Here is a 25,538-nt window from a genome sequence, read left to right as displayed (position 1 = left end):
GGCAAGCCAGCTCCCACAGGGTCCGCGGTGCCTGAATGCTGCACAAACAAATGTGGGAGCGAGCCTGCTCGCGAAAGCGGTGGGCCAGCCAACATTGTTGTCGACTGGCACTCCGTCTTCGCGAGCAGGCTCGCTCCCACAGGGGTGTAGCGTGCTGCCGGGACTACCGGATTATTGGCCCGGAACATCCTTGCGCAGTTTCACCGGATCCTGCTGTTTCTTTTTCCGGGCCATCGCGCCGCGCAGTTTGATGTTGATAGCCTCAACCGCCAGCGAGAACGCCATGGCGAAGTAGACGTAGCCTTTTGGCACGTGCACGTCGAACGATTCGGCGATCAGCACGGTACCGACCACCAGCAGGAACGACAGCGCGAGCATTTTCAGCGACGGGTGCTTGTCGATGAATTCGCTGATTTTGCCCGACGCCAGCATCATCACCAGCACCGCCACGACGATCGCCGCGACCATGACCGGAACGTGGGAGACCATGCCGACGGCAGTGATCACCGAGTCCAGCGAGAAGACGATATCGATGATCGCGATCTGGATGATGGTGTAGAGGAAGTTGCCGCCCTTGCCCGATGGCGCGTCGTCGCTTTCATCTTCACCTTCCAGCGCGTGGTACATCTCCTGCGAACTCTTCCACAACAGGAACAGGCCACCGAAGAACAGGATCAGGTCGCGGCCGGAAATGCCCTGGCCGAACACTTCGAACAGGTCGGCAGTGAGGCGCATGACCCAGGTAATCGACAGCAGCAACAGGATCCGGGTGACCATGGCCAGGCCAAGACCGAAGATCCGCGTGCGCTGCTGCATGTGTTTCGGCATGCGGCTGACCAGGATCGAAATCATGATGATGTTATCGATACCGAGGACGATTTCCAGGGCGGTCAGGGTAAAAAAGGCAACCCAGATTTCGGGGTTGGTCAGCCAATCCATGTGTATTCCTTTGAGCGAGTGTTAAACCGAAACAGGTCCGGGCTTCAAACCGCGAAGCCGGGACCCGTAACGGTGAGTCTTGGGCTTATAGAGTGCTGAACAGCGGGAAAGTCCCCAACAGCAGTGCAGCAATCAGAATGCAGATACACACCAGGATCGCCCATTTCAGGGTGAAACGCTGGTGATCACCGAAATCGATGCCGGCCAGCGCCACCAACAGATAGGTCGACGGCACCAACGGGCTCAGCAAGTGGACGGGCTGGCCGACGATCGAGGCACGGGCCATTTCCACCGCAGTGATCCCATAGTGGCTGGCCGCTTCGGTCAGCACCGGCAATACACCGTAATAGAACGCATCGTTGGACATGAAGAAGGTGAACGGCATGCTCACCAGCGCCGTAATCACCGCCAGGTACGGGCCGAGGAATTCCGGAATCACCGCCAACAGGCTCTTCGACATCGCATCGACCATGCCGGTGCCCGACAGGATACCGGTGAAGATACCGGCCGCAAAGATCAGCCCGACCACTGCCAGCACGCTGCCGGAATGCGCGGCGACGCGATCCTTCTGCATTTGCAGGCATGGGTAGTTGACGATCATCGCAATACTGAACGCCACCATGAACAGCACCGGCAGCGGCAACAGGCCGCCGATCAGCGTGCACATCAGGCCGAAAGTCAGTGCGGCATTGAACCAGATCAGCTTCGGACGGCGTGCGTCGGGGAATTGCGAGACGCTGATTTCACTGTGATCGATCTCATCGCCAACCAGGTGCAGCTCGCCGAGGCGGGCACGTTCACGCTTGCCGTAGAAGTAGGCAATCACCAGGATCGCCAAGACACCGGCGGCCATGGCCGGGATCATCGGTACGAAAATGTCCGACGGATCGACATGCAGGGCACTCGCCGCGCGGGCGGTCGGGCCGCCCCACGGGGTCATGTTCATCACGCCACCGGCGAGGATGATCAGACCGGCCATGATTCGCGGGCTCATGCCGATGCGGCTGTACAGCGGCAGCATCGCAGCCACGCAGATCATGTAAGTGGTCGCGCCGTCACCATCGAGGGAAACGACGAGCGCCAGAACGGCGGTACCGACCGAAACTTTCAACGGGTCGCCCTTGACCAGTTTGAGGATCTTGCGCACGGCCGGGTCGAACAGACCGGAGTCGATCATCAGGGCGAAATACAGAATGGCGAACATCAACATCACGCCGGTCGGCGCCAGTTTGGTGATGCCTTCAAGCATCATCGGGCCGATCTTCGGCGCGAAACCACCGAACAGGGCGAACAGGATCGGGATGATGATCAGGGCGATCAGCGCGGACAGGCGCTTGGTCATGATCAGGAACATGAACGTGATGACCATGGCGAAGCCAAGGAAAGTCAGCATGGGAATACTCCAGGCGTAGCGCGGCTAGTTGAATGAGCGGATCGGGCGGGATCAGCGCAAAACGGGAGGCGCGAGGCGTACGGGCGGAGTGACCAGCAGGAAGCGGGAGAAACGGCGGGTTGCAGAAGACATCAGAATCACCATTGTTGTTGTTAATTGGGCCGGGCCTGTGGAAAAAACACAGGGCTTGGGCCAACCGGTCTGTTGCCGGGAGTGGGGCGATCCTAATCGGGGAAGCTTTCAGCTACCTTTCGCGACAGAAAGCGATGAATGAATGGTCAACCGGCGGTCGGATGCAGCGACAGCCAATGAGTACGGGACGAGAAGCGATACGAGTGAACGGATAGAACAACGCTGGCTGGCAGCCTGGACATATTCGTTATCAGTTCAGTCCAAGCACTTGGTTAAAAAATCGACAGATCCAGCGGCCGCACCGCGCCCATCCAGATCGCGTGTTCGGTGTGGTCGAGCAGGTCATCGCCAGTGTCCGGATGCAGGAACACCACCAACCCCTTGCGGTTAAGCGCCAGCCACGGCAGCACCTCGCCGATCAGCTCGGGACCGAAAGCCAGTTGGCAGCTCCAGTCGGGGTGCGGCCCCACCGGGCGTTCGTGCACGCGGCCCATTTTCAGCGCAAACAACTGCGCGGCCTGTTCGCACAAGGCCCGCGCCTGGTCGATGGTTTGCGCGTCGAAATAGACATGGGCGTGATAGCCCTTGATCCCTTGCATCGTTTCGCCTCTCAATCGGTTCGAACCCTTGGCTGTTTCCACCGTCACAGGTCATATAGGACAACTATAAGGAAAACAGCCATGAAAAATGCCGAGACCCCAGTGGTCAAAGTGGTGCTTTATGGTGCCATGGCCAGCCTGGGCGGTGCATTGATGGCTGAATTGCTGCGTCGCCAACACGAAGTCATCGCCATTCTCGACGATCTCACCGCACTCGCGCCGCGTCCGGGGTTGCGCACCAAGACCGGCGATCTATTCGATGCCGAGCGGGTCAATCAGAGCGTCGCCGGCAGTTCGGCGGTGATCTGCCTGCTCGATGCTCCGGGGTTGCCGTTCAGCAGCGATCATGTCGAACGCTCGGTAACGCTGGGGCCGGTCGAACAGGTACTGGCAGTCGACGCGCTGGTCGAAGGTTTGCAACTGGCCAGCGTGCCGCGCCTGTTTCTGGTCGGCAACTTCGGTGTGCTCGACGAGCCTGACAATGACGAGCGTCTGCAGCGTCACGCCGCCGAAGAAATCCTTGAGGCGGTACAAAGCAGCTCACTGCGCTGGACCCTGGTCAACGCGCCCCATGGCGTGGCCGGGTTGACCATCGAGCACTTCAGTCAGGTCGGCGGCAATCTCGAACCGGGATTGGCCGAACCGCTGGAACGCTTGAACCGTGTCGCGGTGGGGATTGCCGATGAACTGCGGTTGAACCTGCATGTGGGGCAGCATGTGAATTTTGTGGCGGCTTCTGATTCGTAAAAGATCGGACGATCTTTTGCTCTTCACACCGCAATCGAGGGCAGGGCCAGACCGTTAAGCGATTCGGCACTGCTGGCCTGTTCCGCCATTAACCAATCAACAAAATCCTGAATCAACGCACCCCGACGCTTGCGTTGCGGCAACACCACGTAATACCCCAGCCGCGACAGCGTGGTTTCCGCCAGCGGCCGGCACAGCAAACCCTGCACCAGCAAGTTATCCACAAGGTGCCGCCAGCCAATCGCCACGCCTTGTCCGCCGATCGCCGCTTGGATCAATAACGTGTAATTGTCGAAGCGCAGCTGCCCCGGCGCCGGCGGCGTGGTCAGGCCAAGTTGACGGAACAGCCCGCTCCAGTCGAACCAGTTGCTGCTGTTTTCACCACGCAGATGCAGCAGCGGCAATTCCAGCAGGGCCTGCGCGGGCAACGGCAATGAACGCTCCTTGAGCAGCAGCGGGCTGCACACCGGGAATACTTCTTCGCTGAACAGCCAGTGGCTCTCACCCTGCTTGAATCGACCATCGCCAAACAGGATCGCCACGTCGATGTCGGTGCGCAGCATGTTGTGGTTGCGCTCGCTGGTGACCAAGCTGACATCGATATGCGGATTGGCCTCATGGAAGCGATGCAGGCGCGGCATCAGCCAATAAGCGGCGAAAGCGAAATCCGTGGCCACTTGCAGCACTTCATGTTGCTGCTGAGTGCTGATTGCGCTTAATCCTGCGTCGATATTCTGCAAACCGAGGGCAACTTGCTCGAAAAGCAGGGCGCCAACCTCTGTCAACTCGATACCCCGGTAAATCCGGTCGAACAGGCGTGTGCCGAGCTGCTCCTCCAGACGTTTTATCTGCTGGCTGATAGCCGGTTGCGTGGTGCCAAGCTCCACCGCAGCAGCGGTAAAACTGCGATGGCGGGCCGCCGCTTCAAAAGCGCGCAGCAGATCGAGGGAGAGGTCACCGAGGGCGTCATACATAAGCTGTACTTATCCTAGTCATTGTCCGGCGCGGGCTTTACCGGAACAGGCATGGAATCCATGCTCGATCGCAGCACTCTCGCATAAATATTCAACATGGAATGCCGCGATCACATGAAGCGCAAGAACATTCTTTTCATCATGGCCGATCAAATGGCCGCGCCAATGTTGCCGTTCTACGGCCCATCGCCAATCAAACTGCCGAATCTGTCCCGCCTCGCCGCCCAAGGCGTGGTGTTCGATGCTGCTTACTGCAACAGCCCGCTGTGCGCGCCGTCGCGTTTCACCCTGGTCAGCGGCCAGTTGCCGAGCAAGATCGGCGCCTACGACAACGCGGCTGACTTTCCTGCCGACATTCCGACTTACGCGCATTACCTGCGGCGTCTCGGCTACCGCACCGCGCTGTCGGGCAAGATGCACTTCTGCGGGCCGGACCAGTTGCACGGTTATGAAGAACGCCTGACCAGCGATATCTATCCGGCCGATTACGGTTGGGCGGTGAACTGGGACGAGCCGGACGTGCGGCCGAGCTGGTATCACAATATGTCTTCGGTACTGCAGGCCGGGCCGTGCGTGCGCACCAATCAGCTGGATTTCGACGAAGAGGTGGTGTTCAAGGCGCAGCAATATCTGTTCGATCACATCCGCGAGGACGGCGACCAGCCGTTCTGCCTGACTGTGTCGATGACCCACCCGCACGACCCGTACACGATTCCCAAGGCGTTCTGGGATCTGTATGACGATGCTGATATCCCGTTGCCTACAGCTTTGAACCAGGGCGAACTCGATCCGCACTCGCAACGTCTGCTCAAGGTTTACGACCTGTGGGACAAGCCGCTGCCTGTGGATAAGATCCGCGATGCCCGTCGCGCCTACTTCGGCGCTTGCAGCTATATCGACGCCAATGTCGGCAAACTGCTGCAAACCCTTGAGGAAACCGGGCTGATCGATGACACCGTCATCGTCTTCTCCGGTGACCATGGCGACATGCTCGGCGAGAAAGGCCTCTGGTACAAAATGCACTGGTTCGAGATGGCTGCTCGAGTGCCGCTGCTGATCAGCGCCCCGGGACAATTCGAGGCCGGCCGGGTCAGCGCCGCCGTTTCCACCGCCGACCTGCTGCCGACCTTCGTGGATCTGGCCGGTGGCACGCTTGAGCCGGGCCTGCCACTGGACGGCCGTTCCTTGCTGCCGCACCTGCAAGGGCAGGGCGGGCATGACGAGGTGTTCGGCGAATACATGGCCGAAGGCACTGTCAGCCCGCTGATGATGATTCGCCGGGGCGCCTACAAATTTATCTACAGCGAAAGCGACCCGTGCCTACTCTTCGATGTGGATAACGATCCGCGCGAAGAAGAAGAGCTGAGCCAATCGCCGCAACATCGTCAGCTGTTCGAAGACTTTCTCGCCGAAGCGCGGGCCAAGTGGGACATTCCGGCGATCCATCGGGACGTGCTGGCCAGCCAGCGCCGACGCCGTTTCGTCGCCGATGCGTTAACCATCGGCAAGTTGAAGAGCTGGGATCACCAGCCGCTGGTCGATGCCAGTCAGCAGTACATGCGCAACCACATCGACCTTGATGATCTGGAGCGCAAGGCCCGTTATCCACAACCCTGCCAAAACCAAAAATGTTAAGGGGAAGTCCATGCGCAAGTTATCCACAGCTGTCACTGTCGGTCTGATCGCATTGAGCAGCGCCTCGGCCTTCGCCGAGCAAAGCTGCGAGACCGTGAAGATGGCCGATCCGGGCTGGAGCGACATCGCCGCAACCAATGCCATCACCGGGTTTCTGCTGGACGGCATGGGCTATAAGGCCAAAGTCGACACCCTTGCGGTGCCGATCACCTTCGGCGGCTTGAAGGATGGCCAGGTTGACGTGTTCCTCGGCAACTGGATGCCGGCGCAGCAGGGCTTCTATGACAAGTTCGTCGCCACCGGTGATGTGACGCAATTGGCCAAGAACCTGGAAGGCACCGAATTCACCCTCGCCGTCCCCGACTATGTCTGGGAGGCGGGTGTGCATGATTTTGCCGACCTGAACAAATTCGCCGACAAGTTCGACAAGAAGATCTACGGCATCGGCTCAGGCGCGCCGGCGAACATTTCGCTGCAGGAGATCATCAAGAAGAACGACTTCAACATGGGCCAGTGGAAGCTGATCGAGTCCAGCGAACAGGCGATGCTCGCCGAAGTGTCGCGGGCGGTGAAGAAACAGAAATTCGTCACCTTCCTCGGCTGGACCCCGCACCCGATGAACGTGCAGTTGAAAATGCGTTACCTCAAGGGCGGCGAAAAATACTTCGGCGATACCGGCAGCGTATTCACCCTGACCCGTAAGGGCTACGCCGAGGCCTGCCCTAATGTGGGTAAATTGCTGACCAATCTGGCGTTCACCCAGGACATGGAGAACAGCATCATGGCCGAGGTGGTGAACAAGAAGGTCAGCAATGCCGAAGCGGCGAAGGCGTGGATCAAGGCCAATCCGGCGGTGCTGGACAAGTGGCTGGACGGGGTGAAAACGGTGGATGGCAAGGATGCGTTGGTGGCGGTGAAGGCCAAGCTTTGATCTCAGGGTTGCTGGGATAGCATTCGGCTGGAGATTTTTTCCCCCTCACCCCAGCCCTCTCCCCCAAGGGGGCGAGGGGGAAAGGGAGCCGATCGCTGTTGAATCGAAACTTGCGTTCAACGCCGAAATCGCAGGTCGGTGAATCTTCAACAAACAGCTCGGTCAGTCCCCTCTCCCTCAGGGAGAGGGCTAGGGTGAGGGGCTTTTAGACCTGACACCCTGATAACCTTGAACAAAACCCCAACCGCGAGGACCCATGGCCTTCCCCTGCCGCCATTCACTTTTTCCTTTCCTGAGCTGGTTGCCACGGCAAACCCGCGCCAGCGTCGGGCGGGACCTGATCGTCGGCCTCAGCGGTGCGATTCTCGCCTTGCCCCAGTCGATTGCCTACGCGCTGATTGCCGGGCTGCCACCGGAATACGGCCTGTATGCGGCGATCATCCCGGTGTTGATCGCCTGCCTGTGGGGGTCGTCATGGCATCTGATCTGCGGCCCGACGGCGGCGATTTCGATTGTCCTGTACGCCAGCGTCAGCCCGCTCGCGGTGCCGGCTTCCGAGGACTACATCACTCTGATCCTGCTGCTGACGTTCCTTGCGGGGATTTTCCAATGGTTGCTCGGCTTGCTGCGCTTTGGCGCACTGGTGAATTTCGTTTCGCATTCGGTGGTGCTCGGCTTCACCCTCGGTGCCGCCGTGGTGATCGCCATCGGGCAATTGCCCAATCTGCTCGGGCTGGAATTGCCGGCCAACACCACAGCGCTCGCCAGCCTGATGGACCTGTTGCGGCATCTGGGGGCTGTGGATAAGCCCTCGCTGATGCTCGGCGTCGCTACAGTGATCGTCGGCGTGGCCCTGAAAAAACTTCTGCCGCGCTGGCCGACGCTGTTGCTCACGCTGGTGCTGGCCAGTCTGCTGGTGTGGATCTGGCCAGCGATGTTCGGCCATGTGCATCTGGTCAGCGCTTTCGTCGGACGCTTGCCGCCGTTCAGTACGCTGCCGCTGGATCTGGAGGTTATCCTGCGCCTGCTGCCAAGCGCGGTGGCAGTGGGCATGCTCGGGCTGGTCACCAGCCTGTCGATTGCCCGCTCGATTTCGGCGCGGTCGCAGCAGTTGCTCGATGCCAATCAGGAAGTCCGCGCACAGGGTTTGTCGAACATCGTCGGTGCGTTCTTTTCCGGGTCGCTCTCAGCCGGATCGTTTACCCGTTCGGGATTGAGTTATGAGGCGGGTGCCTGCTCGCCGCTGGCCGGGGTGTTTTCGGCGCTCTGGGTGGCGCTGTTTGCGGTGTTCGGCGCAGGGCTGATCGCGCACATCCCGATCCCGGCCATGGCCGGCAGCATCCTGTTGATCGCCTGGGGTCTGGTCGATCACCGGGGCATTCGCGCTTTGCTGCGGGTCAGCCGTGCCGAGTTCGTGGTGATGGCCCTGACCTGTCTTGCGACCTTGCTGCTGGAATTGCAGACGGCGATCTACGCCGGGGTGCTGGCGTCGTTGTTCTTTTACCTCAAGCGCACCTCGCAACCACGGGTGCAGCATTGGCGCGACGGTGACGACGATGTGCTGCGCGTGGGCGGTTCGATCTTTTTCGGCGCCAGCCATTACCTGCAAGTGCGCCTGCAACGCCTGCATGGCGCACGGGTGGTGATCGAGGCAGAGCAGATCAACTTCATCGATTATTCGGGGGTGGAGATGCTGCACCAGGAAGCGCGACGCCTGCTGAGCCAGCGTCGCAGCCTGACCCTGCGCCGGGCGCGGCCGCCGGTGGTGGAGGAGTTGAGGAAGCTGGAGGGGGCGGAGAAGTGCCCAATCAGGTTTGAGGATTGATCTGATATCGCGGTGGTGATGCGATTCGCGAGCAGGCTCGCTCCCACATTGATCGTATTTCAATGTGGGAGCAAAGCTTAAAGGGCCAGTTGGCGGCGCAGCTCGGCGAGTACCGGCGCGGTATCCGGGCGCACGCCACGCCACAGCCAGAATGCCTCTGCCGCCTGTTCGGCGAGCATGCCCAGACCATCCATCGCCAGCGCCGCGCCGTGCTCATTGGCCCAGCGGCAAAACGCGGTCGGCTCCTTGCCGTACATCATGTCGTAGCACAGCGTCTGGCCTGGCTCGATCAGGCTTGGCGCAATCGGCGGCACGTCACCGGTCAGGCTGGCGGAGGTGGCGTTGATGATCACGTCCACCGGTTCGCGCAGCCAGTCGAAACCACTGGCCGACACCGGCCCGAGGTCGCAGAACAACTCGGCCAGCAGTTCAGCCTTGTCCACGGTGCGATTGGCGATGATCACCGAGGCCGGCTTCTCCGCCAGCAATGGCTCCAGCGCACCGCGCACCGCGCCGCCAGCGCCGAGCAAAAGGATGCGCTTACCGGTCAGGCTGAACCCGGCATTCACCGTCAGATCGCGGACCAGGCCTGCGCCATCGGTGTTGTCGCCGAGCAGTGAGCCATCGTCCAGTTTGCTCAAGGTGTTCACCGCACCGGCGCGCTGCGCGCGGGCGGTCAGGCTGTTGGCCAGACGGTAGGCGTCTTCCTTGAACGGCACCGTCACATTGGCGCCGCGCCCTTCGCGAAAGAACGCCTTGGCGCAGCCGACAAAATCATCCAGCGGCGCCAGCAGCGTGCTGTAGTCGAGGCGCTGGCCGGTCTGTTCGGCGAACAACTGGTGAATCATCGGCGACTTGCTGTGGCCGATCGGATTACCGAAAACAACGTAACGATCCATCACCCGTCCTCAGGCCTCGGCCAGCCAGTCGCGATCCTGCAGGAAGTAATCGGTCAGGCGCGCTTCTGCACTGCCCGGCTCGGCCTTCCAGTCATAGCCCCAGCGCACTTGCGGTGGCAGCGACATCAGAATCGATTCAGTGCGGCCACCCGATTGCAGACCGAACAGCGTGCCACGGTCGTAAACCAGGTTGAATTCGACGTAGCGGCCTCGGCGGAATTCCTGGAATTCGCGCTGCTGGGCAGTGAAGGCGTCGTTCTTGCGCCGTTGCACGATCGGCAGGTAGGCCTCGATATAGGCATCGCCGATGGCGCGCATGAAGGCGAAACTGGTGTCGAAATCCCACTCGTTCAGATCGTCGAAGAACAGACCGCCAATGCCCCGTGGCTCATGACGATGCTTGATATGGAAATAGGTGTCGCACCAGGCCTTGTAACGCGGATAGACGTCCGCACCGAACGGCGCACAGGCTTGCTCGGCGACGCGGTGCCAATGAATGCAATCTTCCTCAACGCCGTAATACGGGGTCAGGTCGAAACCGCCGCCAAACCACCAGACCGGTTCTTCGCCTTCTTTTTCAGCAATGAAAAAACGCACGTTGGCGTGGGAGGTCGGCACATGCGGGTTGTGCGGGTGGATCACCAGCGACACGCCGAGCGCCTCGAAACCACGCCCGGCCAGTTCCGGCCGATGGGCGCTGGCCGAGGGCGGCAGGCCGCTGCCGAACACGTGGGAAAAATTGACGCCGCCCTTTTCGATCAGCGTGCCGTTTTCCAGCACGCGGGTGCGCCCGCCACCGCCCGCCGGCCGGGTCCAGGCGTCTTCGACGAAGCATTTGCCGCCGTCTTCGGTTTCCAGTGCAGCGCAGATGCGGTCTTGCAGATCGAGCAGATAGGCCTTTACGGCGTCGGTGCGGGTCGTCATGGCTTCACCTTGAATCGGGCGGCGCCCCGGCAGGCGGGCGGCGCAAATGGGCGCGTAGCATACCATCGCAGACCGGCGCGCCGCAGTTGACGAAGATCAAGCAGGGGAGTTGGATAGAGGGCTTAGCAACGACCCAAGGAGAGCAGGCAGATGGCAAAGCGTATCCAGTTCCGCGCCCACGGCGGTCCCGAAGTGCTCGAACATGTTGACTACGAACCCGCTGAACCCGGGCCGAATCAGGTGCGCGTGGCCAACCAGGCGATCGGCCTGAACTTCATCGACACCTATTACCGCAGCGGCCTCTATGCACCACCCGCGTTGCCGTCCGGCCTGGGTTCGGAAGGCGCCGGCACGGTCGAAGCGGTGGGCAGCGAAGTCACCCGTTTCAAGGTCGGCGATCGCGTGGCATACGGCAGCGGCCCGCTCGGCGCCTATAGCCAGCTGCATGTTCTGCCGCAGGACAATCTGGTGCACCTGCCCGATGAAATCAGTTTCGAAACTGCCGCCGGGGTCATGCTCAAGGGTCTGACGGTGCAATATCTGCTGCGCCAGACCTACCAACTGCAGGGCGGCGAAACCATTCTGTTCCACGCCGCAGCCGGTGGCGTCGGCTCTCTGGCCTGCCAATGGGCCAAAGCGCTGGGCGTGAAGCTGATCGGCACCGTCAGCTCGAAGGAGAAAGCCGAACTGGCCAAGGCCAACGGCGCCTGGGCCACCATCGACTACAGCCATGAAAACGTTGCCGAGCGCGTGCTGGCGCTGACTGACGGCAAGAAAGTCCCGGTGGTGTATGACGGCGTCGGCAAGGACACCTGGCTCACGTCCCTGGACAGCGTGGCACCACGTGGCCTTGTAGTGAGTTTCGGCAATGCTTCGGGCGCAGTCGACGGCGTCAACCTGGGCATTCTTGCCGCGAAGGGCTCGTTGTACGTCACCCGGCCTACGCTGGCGACCTACGCCAACAACGCCGAGAACCTGCAGCGCATGGCCGACGAGCTGTTCGAGATGATCATCAGCGGCAAGCTGAAGGTCGACATCAGCCAGCGCCATGCATTGGCCGATGCGGCAAAAGCACAAACCGAACTGTCGGCACGGCGCACTACCGGTTCCACGATTCTGTTGCCATAACGCTTCAAGTTGACACTCGGTGAACTCTTCCATGAGTTCGCCGAGTATCTTTCAGCTATATCAAGTACATCTTCCGGTGAAGTTTCTTCGCCGCTGGCCTACGACCGGAAAACTTCCTGCGTAACTTCTTCGACTCGTATACAAGCCATTTCTCTGCCCACTCTTCGATTATTGGCGGATCAATACTGACGGTTGTGAACATCACGATACTCCGGCTGATGCACGTTCATGTTCACTGGCTGATCCAGGGCCATCAGGATTTGCCGCCATTCGGCGGACAACAGCCAATAATCGCCCCGGGCACGCTGCTCGATGTGCATGGCGTGCGAAGCGATCGGTGTCAGGCCGAAGCGCTGAAACAGTTGCCGCTGTGGCGATCTGCACAAGGCCGTCACCCCCTGATATCCGCGATCGATCGCCCATTCGGCGGCGGTGGCGAGCAAGCCATTGATCGACACCGGCCGGTGCTGCTGGGAATGGGTAATCAAGCGACTGAATTCGACATGCCGCGCCAATGCCACAGTGGGAGACACATGATGCTGCGCCAGTGAGGCCCATTCGAACGGCGCCGGGGTTGCCCGCAGCACTGCAATGAGTTGATCTCGCTGGTAGAGCAGGAAGTGCGTACTGCGCGAGGTGATCGCCAAGCGGGTTTCCAGCGCCCGGGCTCTGGAGGTGAGCATGTAATGCTGCAATCGCAGGCGAAACTGCCGACCAATGAAACGCTCGAATTCTCCGGCGTCCGACCCCGCCTCAAGAATGGCCACACGATAATCGGCCTGTTGATTCTTGAGTGCCTCTTGAAAGCCCTGCAGATAATCCTTGAGGTGTAAATCCGTAATATCCATTACTTCTCCGCAGCCATTAACATTTCGAAGTTGTATCAAGCACATTGAAAGAATGGATGCTTTTGAAAATCTCGCCACTGCACGCGTTCTGATAATCGCGTGGGAAAACTTACAGATATTGCAGAGTCGAAGAACCGTCTGACGCATGCAAGAACAATGGCAACGGATAAGTTTTAAACGAGTGCAGGAACAAACTGCGGGCATGCGCAAAACTCCTCGTCGATAGCGCCGAGGAGTCCGCAAAAAATAAAAAGAAAGGCGTCAGTCAGGACGAACGACGTTACCGGTGGCCAGGTCGCGGATCACGCTGGGATTCTTGCGCCCGCCAAGGCTGCCGCCGAGCACCAGATCGACCTGCCCACGGAAATACTGCTCGATGCGCAAACGCGTGCGCGCGGGCGGTCGCCCCTGTGGATTGGCTGATGTCGAGATCAGCGGCCCGACCAGCGAGCACAAGTCGCGCACCTGCGGGTGATCGCTGACTCGCAGCGCCACGGTGTCATGCACGCCTGTGACCCATTCCGGCAACAGGTTCTGATGCGGCACCAGCCAGGTGTTCGGCCCCGGCCAGGTGCTGGCCATGCGGTCGATCCAGTCCTGCGGGAAGTCCTCGAAGAGGAAATCGAACTGGCGGATATTGTCGGCGACCAGGATCAGCCCTTTGCTCACCGAGCGATTCTTGATCGCCAGCAAGCGGTCCACTGCGTCTTCGTTCCACGGGTCGCAACCCAGCCCCCAGACGGCTTCGGTTGGATAGGCAATCACCGCGCCGGCGCGAACTTCACGCGCGGCTTGTTGCACACGCCAACTGTTGACCATGAAAAAACTCTCCACAAACAGGTTTCGCGCAGTTTACCGATCTTCATCGTAAAACCTAGCTTGACCGCGCCAACCAGCGACCGTTTTCGCATACCGCACGGCCTTCGATTTCCAGCTCGGTCAACGTTGCCAGCACTTTCGGCAACGCCCAGCCACAGCTCGCGGCCAACGCCTCGCTGGTGTGCGGCGCGGCGTGAAGCAGCGCCAGCAACGGGTGATCGGCCTGCGGCGGCGCTGTGGATAACAACGGTTGCTGCCAGCCGCGCAGCGCTTCGAGGATATGTTCGATAGTCTCCACCAACACCGCCCCGTCGCGAATCAACTGGTGACAACCGCGCGCGCCGGGGTGATGGATAGAGCCCGGAATGGCATAAACCTCGCGCCCTTGCTCTGCCGCCAGCCGCGCGGTAATCAACGAACCGCTGGCAACACTGGCCTCGACCACCAGCACGCCAAGGGATAACCCGCTGATGATGCGATTGCGCCGGGGGAAGTTGCTCGCGGTTGGCCCGGCGTCCAGCGGAAACTCCGAGAGCACCGCGCTGCCCGACGCAATCATCGCCTCAGCCAAGCGTTTATTGCGTTGTGGATAAAAATTTTCCAGGCCCGTGCCAAGCACCCCCACGGTCAAGCCGCCAACGTCCAGTGCGGCCTGATGGGCAGCCGCATCGATGCCCAGCGCCAGACCACTGGTGATGACAAAACCGGCCCCGGCCAGACTGCGAGAAAACGCCGCCGCCGTGTCCATGCCCGGGCGCGAAGCGCGGCGGCTGCCGACCATCGCCAGTTGCGGTTTTTCCAGAATCGACGGATCGCCGGCGACGAATAACAGTGGCGGCGGGTCAGGAATCTGCGCCAGCAACGCTGGATAGTCCGCCTGGTCCCACATCAGCAAATGTTGACCGGGGCGCTCTAGCCAGCGCATTGCGTGGCTGGCGCCGTCGCGCACCGTCGGACAACGCCGTGCCTCGGCGCACGCCGCCGGCAATCCCAGCGAGCGCCAGGCACTGGCCGGCGCGCTGAGGGCTTTGGACGCCGAGCCGAAGGCTTCGAGCAGTTTGGCAAAACGCTTGGGGCCGATATCCGGCATGCGGTGCAGGCGCAGACGCGCCTCCAGTTCCGCCGGGGAAATGGCTGTACTGACAGACAACATGAATGGATCATCCTTGATCGTTCGATGCTCCGAACCATTCGGAACAAGCTGTGGATAACTCTGTTGGTAACTTGTTAAGCAAGCTTACGGATTTCGCACCTTGTCGAGCACCGCCAGCGAGCGTGAAGCATTGAGGACCAGGCCGTAACTGAGTTTGTCGTAGGTGCGGAACACCATCAGCAGGCCGGCTCGTTCATCGGGAATTTTCAGCGGTTGGCCGGTAATCCGGTCGCGCACCGTTTCGCCGGTTTTCATCACCGCCAGGACATTGCCTTCGGCCAGACCGTCACGTTTGCCTTTGTTCAGGGTAACCACGTCCATCACACCGATCTGCGTGACGCCGCGTGGCACGTCGATGATCAGGCCGTCGATGGAACGCTTCGGCGCGCTGGGCATGAAAGTCGAATTGATCGAGCGTTCTTCACCGCCGAACAAGCGGTCACCGAGGCGCACTTCCTGGGTGGTGCGTTGCAAGGCGAGAGTGGCAACGTCGCCTTCGGTGGCAACAACCTCGCCGCCGCCGATATCGTCGGCGTTGATGCCGAGGAATTCCTTGGTCTGCGGGTCGGTGTAGACCTTGCCCTGGCGGAAGATGCCGTACACCGGCTGCTCCGGATCGAAATGGCCACGGGCGAAGATGCGATCGCCTGTACCGCTGAGCACCCGTTCGGCATCGCCGGCGACGATATACGGCGCCTTGTCGAAGTCTTCGGCCTTGTCGACGATGCGATTGCTCAGCAGAAAACTGTTGATCGATTTCAGCGGAATGCTCGGAATCGCCTCGGCCACCGGGCTGGTGCGAATCCGTGGCGAGAGTTTGATGGTGCCGCGCGACTCGCCACGATGGACGGTCAGTTGCGGCTGGCCGTTGACGTAGCTGAGGGTCAGCGTGTCGCCGGGATAGATCAGGTTGGGGTTTTCGATCTGCGGGTTGGCCCGCCACAGTTGTGGCCACTGCCACGGCTCGCGCAGGTATTTGCCGGAAATGTCCCAGAGCGTGTCCCCGGAAACCACCGTGTATTGCTGTGGAAAACCATCCTTGAGTTGCACTTGCCCTTGCGCGGCGCCGGCCGAAGCCAGGAGCAGCAGGGCGAGTAGTGTTTTCCTCATGCAGTGAATCCCTTTATCATGTGCGTTCGCGTGAATCGTCAGAGCCCCCGTGGCTCGCTTCTGTTTTTCAGAAGCTACGCTTCACAACGGTAGCCTGCATCCTCGGACCCGCCAGGCCATCGACCCGACTTTACTCAACGTGTGCAGCAAGCGAAGCCTATGGCCATTTTAAACATCCTCGAATTTCCGGACCCGCGTCTGCGCACTATCGCCAAACCAGTGGCTGTAGTGGACGACGAAGTGCGTCAGTTGGTCGACGACATGTTTGAAACAATGTATGAAGCGCCGGGCATCGGCCTCGCCGCGACCCAGGTCAACGTGCACAAACGTATCGTCGTGATGGACCTGTCCGAAGACCGTACCGAGCCACGGGTGTTCATCAACCCCGAGTTCGAATCGCTGACCGACGAGATGGACCAGTATCAGGAAGGCTGCCTTTCGGTACCGGGCTTCTACGAAAACGTCGACCGCCCGCAAAAGGTCAAGATCAAGGCGCTGGACCGCGACGGCAAGCCCTATGAACTGATCGCCGAAGGCCTGCTCGCCGTGTGCATCCAGCACGAATGCGACCACCTCAACGGCAAATTGTTCGTCGATTACCTGTCCACGCTCAAACGCGACCGGATCAAGAAGAAACTGGAAAAGCTGCACCGCCAGAGCGCTTGATGCCCCTCTTCAAAGGCTTGCTGCGGCAAGCCTTTTTCTTTTTATGAGACGCCTTTCATGACTGAGCCACTGCGCATTGTTTTTGCCGGTACCCCGGAATTCGCCGCCGAACACCTCAAGGCCCTGCTGAGCAGCCCGTACGAGATAGTTGCGGTCTACACCCAGCCGGATCGCCCGGCCGGCCGTGGGCAAAAACTGATGCCAAGCCCGGTCAAACAACTCGCCCTGGAAAATAATATCCAGGTGTTGCAGCCGCCGACCTTGCGCAATGCCGAGGCCCAGGCGGAGCTGGCCGCGCTGAAGCCGGACTTGATGGTGGTGGTCGCCTACGGTTTGATCCTGCCGCAAGCGGTGCTGGATATTCCGCGTCTGGGTTGCATCAACAGCCATGCGTCGTTGCTGCCGCGCTGGCGCGGTGCGGCGCCGATCCAGCGCGCGGTCGAACACGGCGATGCCGAAAGCGGTGTAACGGTGATGCGCATGGAGGCCGGGCTGGATACCGGGCCGATGCTGCTCAAGGTCGTCACGCCGATCAGCGCGCAAGACACTGGCGGCACCCTGCATGATCGCCTCGCCGAGATGGGGCCGCCCGCTGTGGTGCAGGCGATTGCCGGTCTGGCTGCCGGCACCCTGCAAGGTGAGGTGCAGAATGACGAACTCGCCACCTACGCACACAAACTCAACAAAGACGAAGCACGCATCGACTGGAGCCGTCCGGCGGTGGAGCTGGAACGTCTGGTCCGCGCCTTCAATCCATGGCCGATCACCCACAGCACGCTCAATGGCGAAGCGTTGAAAGTGCTGGCCGCGACCGTGGCCGAAGGCACTGGCGCTCCGGGTGAAATCCTCAGCGCCAGCAAGGACGTCCTGATCGTCGCCTGTGGTGCACAAGCGCTGTGCCTGACCCGCCTGCAATTGCCTGGCGGCAAGGCGCTGAACTTCAGCGACCTGTTCAACAGCCGCCGCGAGAAATTCGCCGTCGGCAGCGTCCTCGGCGCTGCGGTGGAAGCGCAATGAACCCGCGTCTGGCCGCCGCCAAGGCGCTCGCCGCCGTACTCAGCGGCAAGGCTTCGCTGAACAGCTCCCTGCCGACGCAACTGGACAAGGTCGAGGATCGTGATCGCGGTTTCACTCAGGATCTGGCCTTCGGCACCGCACGCTGGCAGCCACGCCTGTCGGCATTGGCGGAAAAACTCCTGCAGAAACCGTTTAAAGCCGCCGACGCTGATGTCGAGGCTTTGCTGCTGGTCGGTCTGTATCAACTGCTATACACCCGGGTACCGGCCCATGCCGCGATCGGCGAAACCGTCGGCTGCGCAGACAAGCTGAAAAAGCCCTGGGCCAAAGGTCTGCTCAACGCCGTGCTGCGCAATGCCCAGCGCGAAAGCGAGACGATCTTCGCCGAACTGGAACGCGACCCGGTGGTGCGCACGGCCCACCCGCGCTGGCTGCAAAAATCCCTGAAGGCATTTTGGCCCGAGCAGTGGGAAGCGATCTGCGCAGCGAACAACGCGCATCCGCCAATGATCCTGCGGGTCAACCGCCGTCATCACAGCCGCGATGCTTATCTTGCGTTGCTGGGCGAAACCGGGATCGCCGCGACACCGTGCGTTTACAGCCGCGACGGCATCGTCCTCGAAGCCGCTGCCGACGTGCGCAGCCTGCCGGGTTTCGCCGAAGGCTGGATCAGCGTGCAGGACGAAGCCGCGCAACTGGCCGCCGACCTGCTCGATCTGGCCCCGGGCCAGCGCGTACTCGACGCCTGTTGCGCCCCTGGCGGCAAGACCTGCCACATCCTTGAAGCCGAACCGGCGTTGGCCGGGGTGGTGGCGGTGGATCTGGAGGCCAAGCGTCTGGTGCGGGTGAAGGAAAACCTCGAGCGCCTCGGCCTCGACGCTGAACTGATCGCCGCCGACGGTCGCGATATCGACAAATGGTGGGACGGCAAACCGTTCCAGCGCATCCTCCTCGACGCGCCATGCTCGGCCACCGGGGTAATTCGCCGTCATCCGGACATCAAGCTGACCCGTCAGCCCGACGACATCACAGCCCTCGCGCAACTGCAAGGCGAACTGCTCGACGCCATGTGGAAAACCCTCGAAGTCGGCGGCATCCTGCTCTACGCCACGTGCTCGACGCTGCCGACCGAGAACACCGAAGTCATCGCCGCGTTCCTCGCGCGCACCCCCGGTGCCCGTGAACTGGACCTGGCCACAGCGGCGGGAATCAAGCAGCCCCATGGTCGCCAGTTGCTGGCCCAGCAGGGCGGGCATGACGGGTTTTACTACGCCAAGCTGATCAAGATCGCCGCCGCGCGCGGCTAAACGGATTCATGGAGTGACTGGATGAAAATCATCATCCTCGGTGCGGGACAGGTCGGCGGTTCGCTGGCCGAACATCTGGCCAGCGAGGCCAACGACATCACTGTGGTCGACACCGATGGCGAGCGCCTGCGCGACCTCGGCGACCGCCTCGACATCCGCACCGTGCAGGGCCGGGGCTCGCTGCCGTCGGTGCTGCGTCAGGCCGGTGCCGACGACGCCGACATGCTGGTAGCGGTGACCAACAGCGACGAAACCAACATGGTTGCCTGCCAGGTCGCGCACACGCTGTTCCACACGCCGACCAAGATCGCTCGCGTGCGGGAAGCGTCGTACCTCAATCGCGAGGAACAGCTGTTCCAGAACGAAGCGATTCCGGTCGACGTGCTGATCAGTCCCGAGCAGGTCGTGACCAACTACATCAAGCGCCTGATCCAGCATCCCGGCGCCTTGCAGGTGATCGACTTCGCCGAAGGCGCGGCGCAACTGGTGGCGGTGCGCGCCTATTACGGCGGGCCTTTGGTCGGCCAGCAACTGCGCCAGTTGCGCGAGCACATGCCGAATGTCGAAACCCGCGTAGCGGCGATCTTCCGCCGTGACCGGCCGATTTTGCCGCAGGGCGACACGGTGATCGAGGCCGATGACGAGGTGTTCTTCATCGCTGCCCGTGAGGACATTCGCGCAGTGATGAGCGAAATGCGTCGCCTCGACGAAACCTACAAACGCATCGTTATCGCCGGGGGCGGGCAGATCGGCGAGCGCCTGGCCGAGGCGATCGAAAGCCGTTATCAGGTGAAGATCATCGAGATGAGCCCGGCGCGCTGCCGCTACCTCTCCGATACCCTCGACAGCACCGTGGTCTTGCAGGGCAGTGCGTCGGATCGCGATCTGCTGCTGGAAGAGAACATCGCCGACGCCGATATCTTCCTCGCCCTGACCAACGACGATGAAGCCAACATCATGTCGTCGCTGCTGGCCAAACGGCTGGGGGCGAAGAAGGTCATGACGATCATCAACAATCCGGCCTACGTCGACCTGATCCAGGGCGGCGACATTGATATCGCCATCAGCCCGCAACTGGCGACCATCGGCACCTTGCTCGCCCACGTGCGCCGAGGCGATATCGTCAGCGTGCACTCACTACGGCGCGGCGCGGCGGAAGCGATCGAGGCGATTGCCCACGGTGATGCGAAGTCCAGCAAGGTCATCGGCAAGCCGATCGAGAAGATCGGCCTGCCGCCGGGCACCACCATCGGCGCAGTGATCCGCAACGAGAACGTGATCATCGCCCACGACGACACGGTGATCGAAGCGGGTGACCATGTGATTCTGTTCCTTGTGGATAAAAAGCATATTCGCGATGTGGAAAAGCTGTTTCATGTGGGGTTGAGCTTTTTCTGACCTGAAGACAACGTTGCCCGTGATGGCCCCTTCGCGAGCAGGCTCGCTCCCACAGTGGAATGCATTCCAAATGTGGGAGCGAGCCTGCTCGCGAAAGCGGTTTGACAGACTCGCAGGTTCTCTGACGAACAATAGAAAGGAATCCGCCAATGCTCGAATCCCTGGAAAAAATGCTCGCCAAGGGTGTGGATAACGCGCTGTTGCGCTTCGGTCTGGGCAAGGGTTATCTGGACCTGGGTGAAAACGCCAAGGCTGCCGAGCATTTTCAGCGTTGTGTCGCTTTCGATCCGAAATACTCGGCAGCGTGGAAGCTGCTGGGCAAGGCGCAGCTGGCGCTAGGCGATCACGCCGCTGCGCGTCAGGCCTGGGAACAAGGCCTGGAAGCGGCCCGCGCCCACGGTGACAAACAGGCCGAGAAGGAGATGACGGTATTCCTGAAAAAGCTTGAGCGGCAGGCGCCTTGAGCTACCGATTGAGCAAGGCGAGCCCGTCTGCATCAACCGTCACCCCATCGAAGTTGCTCAGTACCAGCGCGCCTCGCCCGGCGGACGCTTCTTGAAGCGTTTCATGCTCCACATGTACTGGCTCGGATACGCCGCAACATAACGTTCCACTACCTTGCTCATCGCCGCGCAGGACTCTGCGGTATCGGTGCTGTACATCGCTTCGGGCGCGGCTTCGAGAATGACTTTGTAGCCAGAGCCGTCAGGCAGGCGCAGGGCGTGCAGGAACACACCGACCGCTTTGCCGCCGGCCAACATGTTCGGCACGAATTTGCTGGTCAGCGCCTGGGTGGCGAAAAACGGCACGAAAATCCCGGCGGATTCGGCCGGTTCCGGGTCGGCGGGAATGCCCACGGCACCACCCTTGCGCACTTCCTTGATGACGCTGAGAATGCCTTCCTTGGTCGACGCCGCGACCTTGTTGCCCAGCTGCACGCGCTGTTTGCGCAGCAATTCATCCACTGCCTTGAGCTTCGGCGGACGATAGAAAATGATCGGTTTGCACTGGCTGCAATAGAAGTGGTTGAGCACTTCCCAGTTGCCGAGGTGGCTGGTGATTCCGACCACGCCTTTGCCCGAGGCCAGCGCGTCTTTCAACACATCGAGGCCTTCGACTTCGCGGACCAGATCGATCGAGCGCTGCGCCGGCCAGATCCACGCGCAGGCGCTTTCGGTCAGCGACTTGCCGATGTCCTTCAGACTCTGCCCGACCAGACGCTCACGTTCGGCCGCATCCATCTGCGGAAAACACTTGGACAGGTTGATCCGCACCACGTCGCGGGAACGATTGGGGGTTTTCCACATGATCCAGCCGATCACCGAACCCACGGCCTGCACGGCCCGCCATGGCAGCAGGGCAAACAGCCGCAGAGCGCCTACCAGCAAGGCGCCTTTAAACTTTTCCACAGGTCACTCCTGATCTTTGTGCTGTGCGCGAGGCGGGCATTCTAACCGGCGTTGGCGAGCTGCGCGTAGCGGTCGCAATCCTGGGTGTGGTCCATGACCATGCCCGAGGCCTGCATCAGCGCGTAGCAAATGGTCGGACCGACGAAGGTGAAGCCGGCTTTTTTCAGCGCCTTGCTCATGGCCAGCGCTTCCGGGGTGATCGCCGGGACTTCGCTGCGATCCTTGAAATGATTGATGATCGGTTGGTCGCCTACGAATGACCAGAGCAACGCCACCGGATCCTCCAGCGCCAGCCACGCCTGGGCATTGCGCCGCGCAGCGTTGAGTTTCAGGCGATTGCGGATGATGCCCGGGTCGAGCATCAGCTCGTCGATTTCGGCATCGCTCATCTGCGCGACGCGCTGCACGTCGAAGCCAAACAGCACCTGGCGATAGCGCTCACGTTTGCGCAACACAGTGATCCACGACAACCCGGCCTGGAACCCTTCGAGCAAAAGCAACTCGAACAAACCCTGCGCATCGCGCAGCGGCGTGCCCCACTCCTGATCGTGATAAGCCATGTACAGCGGATCTTCGGTACACCAAAAGCAGCGTGGCATAAGGCTCCAGGGGGCGTGCGCAGCAACGAATCGGGTATACTCCCGCTCTTTAAATCGCAGCCCAAGAAACAGGTGAATTTCGTGAGCCAGCCTACGCCAGCCGTGCGTACCTTCCAAGACTTGATCCTCGCGCTCCAGCAATACTGGGCCGAGCAAGGTTGTGTGGTACTTCAGCCCTACGATATGGAAGTAGGCGCCGGCACTTTCCACACCGCGACCTTCCTGCGCGCCATCGGCCCGGAAACCTGGAACGCCGCGTACGTGCAGCCAAGCCGCCGTCCGACTGACGGCCGTTACGGCGAAAACCCGAACCGTCTGCAGCACTACTACCAGTTCCAGGTAGTCCTGAAGCCGAACCCGGACAACTTCCAGGAACTGTACCTGGGCTCGCTCAAGCATGTCGGCCTCGACCCGCTGGTGCACGACATCCGCTTCGTCGAAGACAACTGGGAATCGCCGACCCTCGGCGCCTGGGGTCTGGGCTGGGAAGTCTGGCTCAACGGCATGGAAGTCACCCAGTTCACCTACTTCCAGCAAGCGGGCGGCATCGAGTGCTACCCGGTGACCGGCGAGATCACCTACGGTCTCGAGCGTCTGGCGATGTACCTGCAAGGCGTCGATTCGGTCTACGACCTGGTCTGGGCTGACGGCCCGTTCGGCAAAGTCACCTATGGCGATGTGTTCCACCAGAACGAAGTGGAGCAGTCCACCTACAACTTCGAACACGCCAACGTCGACAAACTGTTCGAGCTGTTCGACTTCTATGAAAGCGAAGCCAAGCGCCTGATCGAACTCGACCAGCCGCTGCCGTTGCCGAGCTACGAAATGGTGCTGAAGGCGTCGCACACCTTCAACCTGCTGGATGCGCGCCGGGCAATCTCGGTGACTGCGCGTCAGCAATACATTCTGCGCGTGCGCACCCTGGCGCGTTCCGTTGCGCAAGCCTACCTGCTGGCCCGCGCCAAGCTGGGCTTCCCGATGGCGACCCCGGACCTGCGTGACGAAGTACTGGCCAAGCTGGAGGCTGCACAATGAGTGCGCAAGATTTTCTGGTTGAACTGGGCACCGAAGAACTGCCACCCAAAGCCCTGAACACTTTGGCTGATGCGTTCCTCGCCGGTATCGACAAGGGCCTGCAAGCCGCCGGCCTGAGCTACGAAAGCAAAACCGTTTATGCCGCGCCACGTCGTCTGGCCGTGCTGATCACTGCGCTGGCCACTCAGCAGCCGGATCGCAGCATCAACCTCGATGGCCCGCCACGTCAGGCCGCGTTCGACGCTGATGGCAATCCGACTCAGGCCGCCCTGGGCTTCGCCAAGAAGTGCGGCGTCGAGCTGAGCGAAATCGACCAGAGCGGTCCGAAACTGCGTTATAGCCAGAACATCGCCGGCAAGCCGACCGCGAGCCTGCTGCCGACCATCGTCGAAGATTCGCTGAACGACCTGCCGATCCCGAAACGCATGCGTTGGGGTGCGCGCAAGGAAGAATTCGTGCGTCCGACCCAGTGGCTGGTGATGCTGCTCGGTGACCAGGTCATCGACTGCACGATCCTCGCGCAGAAGGCTGGCCGTGAATCCCGTGGTCACCGTTTTCATCATCCGGAGAGCGTGCGCATCGGTTCGCCGTCGAGCTACCTCGCCGACTTGCGTGCCGCTTACGTATTGGCCGATGCCAACGAGCGTCGCGAGATCATCAGCAAGCGCACCGAAGAGCTGGCCACCCGTCAGGAAGGCACGGCGATCGTGCCGCCGGCACTGCTCGACGAAGTGACTGCGCTGGTTGAATGGCCGGTGCCGCTGGTGTGCTCGTTCGAAGAACGCTTCCTCGACGTGCCGCAGGAAGCGCTGATCACCACCATGCAGGACAACCAGAAGTACTTCTGCCTGCTGGATGCCGACGGCAAGTTGCTGCCACGTTTCATTACCGTGGCCAACATCGAAAGCAAAGACCCGCAGCAGATCATCGCCGGTAACGAGAAAGTGGTTCGCCCACGCCTGACCGACGCCGAGTTCTTCTTCAAGCAGGACAAGAAGCAGAAACTCGAAGACTTCAACCTGCGCCTGCAGAACGTGGTGTTCCAGGAAAAACTCGGCAGCGTCTACGACAAGGCCGAGCGCGTTTCCAAACTGGCCGCGTACATCGCCGCGCGCATCGGCGGCAACGCCTCGTGGGCTGCCCGTGCGGGCCTGCTGTCGAAGTGCGACCTGGCCACCGAAATGGTTGGCGAGTTCCCGGAGATGCAAGGTGTCGCCGGTTACTACTACGCCCTCAATGACGGCGAGCCGCAGGACGTCGCGCTGGCGCTGAACGAGCAATACATGCCACGCGGTGCCGGTGCCGAATTGCCGGCGACCCTGACCGGTGCAGCCGTCGCCATCGCCGACAAGCTCGACACTCTGGTCGGCATCTTCGGTATCGGCATGCTGCCTACCGGCAGCAAAGACCCTTATGCCCTGCGCCGTGCGGCACTGGGCGTGCTGCGTATCCTGATCGAAAAGAAACTCGATCTAGACCTGAACGACGCCGTGGCGTTCGCCGTGACTGCATTTGGCGGCAAGGTCAAGGCGGCCGGCCTCAACGAAGCCGTGCTGGAATTCATCTTCGACCGTCTGCGTGCGCGTTATGAAGACGAAGGCGTCGACGTCGCCACCTACCTGTCGGTACGTGCATTGAAGCCGGGTTCGGCGCTGGACTTCGACCAGCGTGTGCAAGCGGTTCAGGCCTTCCGCAAACTGCCGGAAGCGGCAGCGCTGGCGGCGGTGAACAAGCGCGTGTCGAACCTGTTGAGCAAAGTCGAAGGCTCGGTACCGACCGTGGTCGAAGCCAAGTATTTCGACAACGCCAACGAGTTCTCGCTGTACTCGGCGATCCAGCAAGCGGATCAGGCCGTGCAGCCAATGGCCGCAGCGCGTCAGTACAACGAATCGCTGGCACGCCTGGCGGCGCTGCGCGAGCCGGTCGACGCGTTCTTCGACGCGGTGATGGTCAATGCCGACGACGCCAATGTGCGAGCTAACCGCTACGCGCTGCTGGCGCGCCTGCGTGGCCTGTTCCTCGGTGTTGCCGACATTTCGCTGCTGAGTTGA

The 25,538-nt window shown here is 61.1% G+C and carries 24 protein-coding genes; 12 read left to right on the top strand and 12 right to left on the bottom strand.

The window, feature by feature from the left end; all coding sequences use genetic code 11:
* Positions 1–171: 171 nt before the first annotated feature.
* The 3 genes from ASG55_RS24485 to ASG55_RS24475 all read right to left on the bottom strand — a co-directional run bounded on the left by ASG55_RS24485 (position 172) and on the right by ASG55_RS24475 (position 3,063).
* Positions 172–939, bottom strand: a complete 768-nt coding sequence (locus ASG55_RS24485; protein WP_056791183.1) for a TerC family protein — start codon at positions 937–939, stop codon at positions 172–174.
* A gap of 85 nt (positions 940–1,024) precedes the next feature.
* Positions 1,025–2,332 (bottom strand): CitMHS family transporter, encoded by a 1,308-nt coding sequence (locus tag ASG55_RS24480; RefSeq protein WP_056791180.1) that lies wholly within the window; start codon positions 2,330–2,332, stop codon positions 1,025–1,027.
* A gap of 404 nt (positions 2,333–2,736) precedes the next feature.
* Positions 2,737–3,063: a DOPA 4,5-dioxygenase family protein gene (locus ASG55_RS24475; RefSeq protein ID WP_056791177.1), complete on the bottom strand. Its 327-nt coding sequence runs from the start codon at positions 3,061–3,063 to the stop codon at positions 2,737–2,739.
* An 81-nt stretch (positions 3,064–3,144) separates the two neighbouring features.
* Here ASG55_RS24475 and ASG55_RS24470 point away from each other — a divergent pair, with 81 nt between their 5' ends.
* Positions 3,145–3,810 (top strand): NAD(P)-dependent oxidoreductase, encoded by a 666-nt coding sequence (locus tag ASG55_RS24470; protein ID WP_041476500.1) that lies wholly within the window; start codon positions 3,145–3,147, stop codon positions 3,808–3,810.
* A 23-nt stretch (positions 3,811–3,833) separates the two neighbouring features.
* Here ASG55_RS24470 and ASG55_RS24465 read toward each other — a convergent pair whose 3' ends face one another.
* On the bottom strand, positions 3,834–4,784 hold the full coding sequence (locus ASG55_RS24465) for a choline sulfate utilization transcriptional regulator (RefSeq protein ID WP_056791172.1): 951 nt from the start codon (positions 4,782–4,784) through the stop codon (positions 3,834–3,836).
* 114 nt (positions 4,785–4,898) lie between these two features.
* Here ASG55_RS24465 and betC point away from each other — a divergent pair, with 114 nt between their 5' ends.
* The 3 genes from betC (at position 4,899) to ASG55_RS24450 (ending at position 9,175) form a co-directional block, all read left to right on the top strand.
* Complete coding sequence (gene betC, locus ASG55_RS24460) at positions 4,899–6,419, top strand: choline-sulfatase (protein ID WP_056791169.1); 1,521 nt, start codon at positions 4,899–4,901, stop codon at positions 6,417–6,419.
* A gap of 10 nt (positions 6,420–6,429) precedes the next feature.
* Positions 6,430–7,350 carry a choline ABC transporter substrate-binding protein gene (gene choX / locus ASG55_RS24455; protein ID WP_056791166.1) on the top strand — a complete coding sequence of 307 codons (921 nt, stop codon included), beginning with the start codon at positions 6,430–6,432 and terminating at the stop codon, positions 7,348–7,350.
* 256 nt (positions 7,351–7,606) lie between these two features.
* A complete protein-coding gene (locus ASG55_RS24450) occupies positions 7,607–9,175 on the top strand; it encodes a SulP family inorganic anion transporter (protein ID WP_056791163.1) in 1,569 nt (522 codons plus the stop codon).
* 77 nt (positions 9,176–9,252) lie between these two features.
* Here ASG55_RS24450 and aroE read toward each other — a convergent pair whose 3' ends face one another.
* Both aroE and hemF read right to left on the bottom strand, forming a co-directional pair.
* Positions 9,253–10,074, bottom strand: a complete 822-nt coding sequence (aroE, locus tag ASG55_RS24445; RefSeq protein WP_056791160.1) for a shikimate dehydrogenase — start codon at positions 10,072–10,074, stop codon at positions 9,253–9,255.
* Between the two features lie 9 nt (positions 10,075–10,083).
* Positions 10,084–10,998: an oxygen-dependent coproporphyrinogen oxidase gene (hemF, locus tag ASG55_RS24440; RefSeq protein WP_024014963.1), complete on the bottom strand. Its 915-nt coding sequence runs from the start codon at positions 10,996–10,998 to the stop codon at positions 10,084–10,086.
* A 150-nt stretch (positions 10,999–11,148) separates the two neighbouring features.
* Between hemF and ASG55_RS24435 the strand changes: the two genes are divergently transcribed.
* Positions 11,149–12,126: a quinone oxidoreductase family protein gene (locus tag ASG55_RS24435; protein WP_056791157.1), complete on the top strand. Its 978-nt coding sequence runs from the start codon at positions 11,149–11,151 to the stop codon at positions 12,124–12,126.
* A gap of 179 nt (positions 12,127–12,305) precedes the next feature.
* Here ASG55_RS24435 and ASG55_RS24430 read toward each other — a convergent pair whose 3' ends face one another.
* From ASG55_RS24430 to ASG55_RS24415, 4 genes are all read right to left on the bottom strand, one after another.
* Entirely contained in the window at positions 12,306–12,974 is a 669-nt protein-coding gene (locus ASG55_RS24430) for a hypothetical protein (RefSeq protein ID WP_056791154.1), read from the bottom strand.
* Positions 12,975–13,235: 261 nt separating this feature from the next.
* Entirely contained in the window at positions 13,236–13,793 is a 558-nt protein-coding gene (locus ASG55_RS24425; protein ID WP_039757175.1) for an L-threonylcarbamoyladenylate synthase, read from the bottom strand.
* A 55-nt stretch (positions 13,794–13,848) separates the two neighbouring features.
* Positions 13,849–14,946, bottom strand: coding sequence for a DNA-processing protein DprA (dprA, locus tag ASG55_RS24420; RefSeq protein ID WP_056791151.1), 1,098 nt, complete (start codon positions 14,944–14,946; stop codon positions 13,849–13,851).
* Between the two features lie 84 nt (positions 14,947–15,030).
* On the bottom strand, positions 15,031–16,056 hold the full coding sequence (locus ASG55_RS24415) for a LysM peptidoglycan-binding domain-containing protein (protein WP_056791148.1): 1,026 nt from the start codon (positions 16,054–16,056) through the stop codon (positions 15,031–15,033).
* Positions 16,057–16,215: 159 nt separating this feature from the next.
* On the opposite strand from ASG55_RS24415, the gene def reads away from it, so the two are divergent.
* The 5 genes from def to ASG55_RS24390 all read left to right on the top strand — a co-directional run bounded on the left by def (position 16,216) and on the right by ASG55_RS24390 (position 20,908).
* Positions 16,216–16,722, top strand: coding sequence for a peptide deformylase (gene def, locus ASG55_RS24410; protein ID WP_056791145.1), 507 nt, complete (start codon positions 16,216–16,218; stop codon positions 16,720–16,722).
* Between the two features lie 57 nt (positions 16,723–16,779).
* Positions 16,780–17,739 (top strand): methionyl-tRNA formyltransferase, encoded by a 960-nt coding sequence (gene fmt / locus ASG55_RS24405; RefSeq protein WP_056791142.1) that lies wholly within the window; start codon positions 16,780–16,782, stop codon positions 17,737–17,739.
* A complete protein-coding gene (rsmB, locus tag ASG55_RS24400) occupies positions 17,736–19,046 on the top strand; it encodes a 16S rRNA (cytosine(967)-C(5))-methyltransferase RsmB (protein ID WP_056791139.1) in 1,311 nt (436 codons plus the stop codon). Before fmt ends, rsmB begins: the two co-directional genes overlap by 4 nt.
* A gap of 21 nt (positions 19,047–19,067) precedes the next feature.
* Positions 19,068–20,444, top strand: a complete 1,377-nt coding sequence (trkA, locus tag ASG55_RS24395; RefSeq protein WP_041476512.1) for a Trk system potassium transporter TrkA — start codon at positions 19,068–19,070, stop codon at positions 20,442–20,444.
* Between the two features lie 149 nt (positions 20,445–20,593).
* Positions 20,594–20,908, top strand: a complete 315-nt coding sequence (locus tag ASG55_RS24390; protein WP_041476513.1) for a tetratricopeptide repeat protein — start codon at positions 20,594–20,596, stop codon at positions 20,906–20,908.
* A 57-nt stretch (positions 20,909–20,965) separates the two neighbouring features.
* On the opposite strand, the gene ASG55_RS24385 is transcribed toward ASG55_RS24390, so the two are convergent.
* Both ASG55_RS24385 and ASG55_RS24380 read right to left on the bottom strand, forming a co-directional pair.
* Positions 20,966–21,853 (bottom strand): lysophospholipid acyltransferase, encoded by an 888-nt coding sequence (locus ASG55_RS24385; protein ID WP_056791136.1) that lies wholly within the window; start codon positions 21,851–21,853, stop codon positions 20,966–20,968.
* Positions 21,854–21,894: 41 nt separating this feature from the next.
* On the bottom strand, positions 21,895–22,452 hold the full coding sequence (locus ASG55_RS24380) for a DNA-3-methyladenine glycosylase I (protein WP_056791133.1): 558 nt from the start codon (positions 22,450–22,452) through the stop codon (positions 21,895–21,897).
* Positions 22,453–22,533: 81 nt separating this feature from the next.
* Between ASG55_RS24380 and glyQ the strand changes: the two genes are divergently transcribed.
* Positions 22,534–23,487 (top strand): glycine--tRNA ligase subunit alpha, encoded by a 954-nt coding sequence (gene glyQ / locus ASG55_RS24375; protein WP_003187265.1) that lies wholly within the window; start codon positions 22,534–22,536, stop codon positions 23,485–23,487.
* Positions 23,484–25,538: a glycine--tRNA ligase subunit beta gene (gene glyS / locus ASG55_RS24370; protein ID WP_056791129.1), complete on the top strand. Its 2,055-nt coding sequence runs from the start codon at positions 23,484–23,486 to the stop codon at positions 25,536–25,538. The genes glyQ and glyS overlap by 4 nt, the downstream gene beginning before the upstream one ends.

The sequence above is a fragment of the Pseudomonas sp. Leaf434 genome, assembly GCF_001425545.1.
GTDB lineage: Bacteria > Pseudomonadota > Gammaproteobacteria > Pseudomonadales > Pseudomonadaceae > Aquipseudomonas > Aquipseudomonas siliginis.
This window is presented reverse-complemented; position numbering and strand designations above follow the sequence as displayed.

Excerpts from the sequence above, each read along its gene's own strand:
- ASG55_RS24450 (WP_056791163.1), top strand. The coding sequence starts at position 7,607 with ATGGCCTTCCCCTGCCGCCATTCACTTTTTCCTTTCCTGAGCTGGTTG.
- glyS (WP_056791129.1), top strand. The coding sequence starts at position 23,484 with ATGAGTGCGCAAGATTTTCTGGTTGAACTGGGCACCGAAGAACTGCCA.
- ASG55_RS24415 (WP_056791148.1), bottom strand. The coding sequence starts at position 16,056 with ATGAGGAAAACACTACTCGCCCTGCTGCTCCTGGCTTCGGCCGGCGCC.
- ASG55_RS24470 (WP_041476500.1), top strand. The coding sequence starts at position 3,145 with ATGAAAAATGCCGAGACCCCAGTGGTCAAAGTGGTGCTTTATGGTGCC.
- ASG55_RS24480 (WP_056791180.1), bottom strand. The coding sequence starts at position 2,332 with ATGCTGACTTTCCTTGGCTTCGCCATGGTCATCACGTTCATGTTCCTG.
- ASG55_RS24430 (WP_056791154.1), bottom strand. The coding sequence starts at position 12,974 with ATGGATATTACGGATTTACACCTCAAGGATTATCTGCAGGGCTTTCAA.
- ASG55_RS24465 (WP_056791172.1), bottom strand. The coding sequence starts at position 4,784 with ATGTATGACGCCCTCGGTGACCTCTCCCTCGATCTGCTGCGCGCTTTT.
- choX (WP_056791166.1), top strand. The coding sequence starts at position 6,430 with ATGCGCAAGTTATCCACAGCTGTCACTGTCGGTCTGATCGCATTGAGC.
- def (WP_056791145.1), top strand. The coding sequence starts at position 16,216 with ATGGCCATTTTAAACATCCTCGAATTTCCGGACCCGCGTCTGCGCACT.
- dprA (WP_056791151.1), bottom strand. The coding sequence starts at position 14,946 with ATGTTGTCTGTCAGTACAGCCATTTCCCCGGCGGAACTGGAGGCGCGT.
- betC (WP_056791169.1), top strand. The coding sequence starts at position 4,899 with ATGAAGCGCAAGAACATTCTTTTCATCATGGCCGATCAAATGGCCGCG.
- ASG55_RS24425 (WP_039757175.1), bottom strand. The coding sequence starts at position 13,793 with ATGGTCAACAGTTGGCGTGTGCAACAAGCCGCGCGTGAAGTTCGCGCC.
- ASG55_RS24435 (WP_056791157.1), top strand. The coding sequence starts at position 11,149 with ATGGCAAAGCGTATCCAGTTCCGCGCCCACGGCGGTCCCGAAGTGCTC.
- rsmB (WP_056791139.1), top strand. The coding sequence starts at position 17,736 with ATGAACCCGCGTCTGGCCGCCGCCAAGGCGCTCGCCGCCGTACTCAGC.
- ASG55_RS24475 (WP_056791177.1), bottom strand. The coding sequence starts at position 3,063 with ATGCAAGGGATCAAGGGCTATCACGCCCATGTCTATTTCGACGCGCAA.
- fmt (WP_056791142.1), top strand. The coding sequence starts at position 16,780 with ATGACTGAGCCACTGCGCATTGTTTTTGCCGGTACCCCGGAATTCGCC.
- trkA (WP_041476512.1), top strand. The coding sequence starts at position 19,068 with ATGAAAATCATCATCCTCGGTGCGGGACAGGTCGGCGGTTCGCTGGCC.
- ASG55_RS24390 (WP_041476513.1), top strand. The coding sequence starts at position 20,594 with ATGCTCGAATCCCTGGAAAAAATGCTCGCCAAGGGTGTGGATAACGCG.
- ASG55_RS24380 (WP_056791133.1), bottom strand. The coding sequence starts at position 22,452 with ATGCCACGCTGCTTTTGGTGTACCGAAGATCCGCTGTACATGGCTTAT.
- aroE (WP_056791160.1), bottom strand. The coding sequence starts at position 10,074 with ATGGATCGTTACGTTGTTTTCGGTAATCCGATCGGCCACAGCAAGTCG.
- hemF (WP_024014963.1), bottom strand. The coding sequence starts at position 10,998 with ATGACGACCCGCACCGACGCCGTAAAGGCCTATCTGCTCGATCTGCAA.
- ASG55_RS24485 (WP_056791183.1), bottom strand. The coding sequence starts at position 939 with ATGGATTGGCTGACCAACCCCGAAATCTGGGTTGCCTTTTTTACCCTG.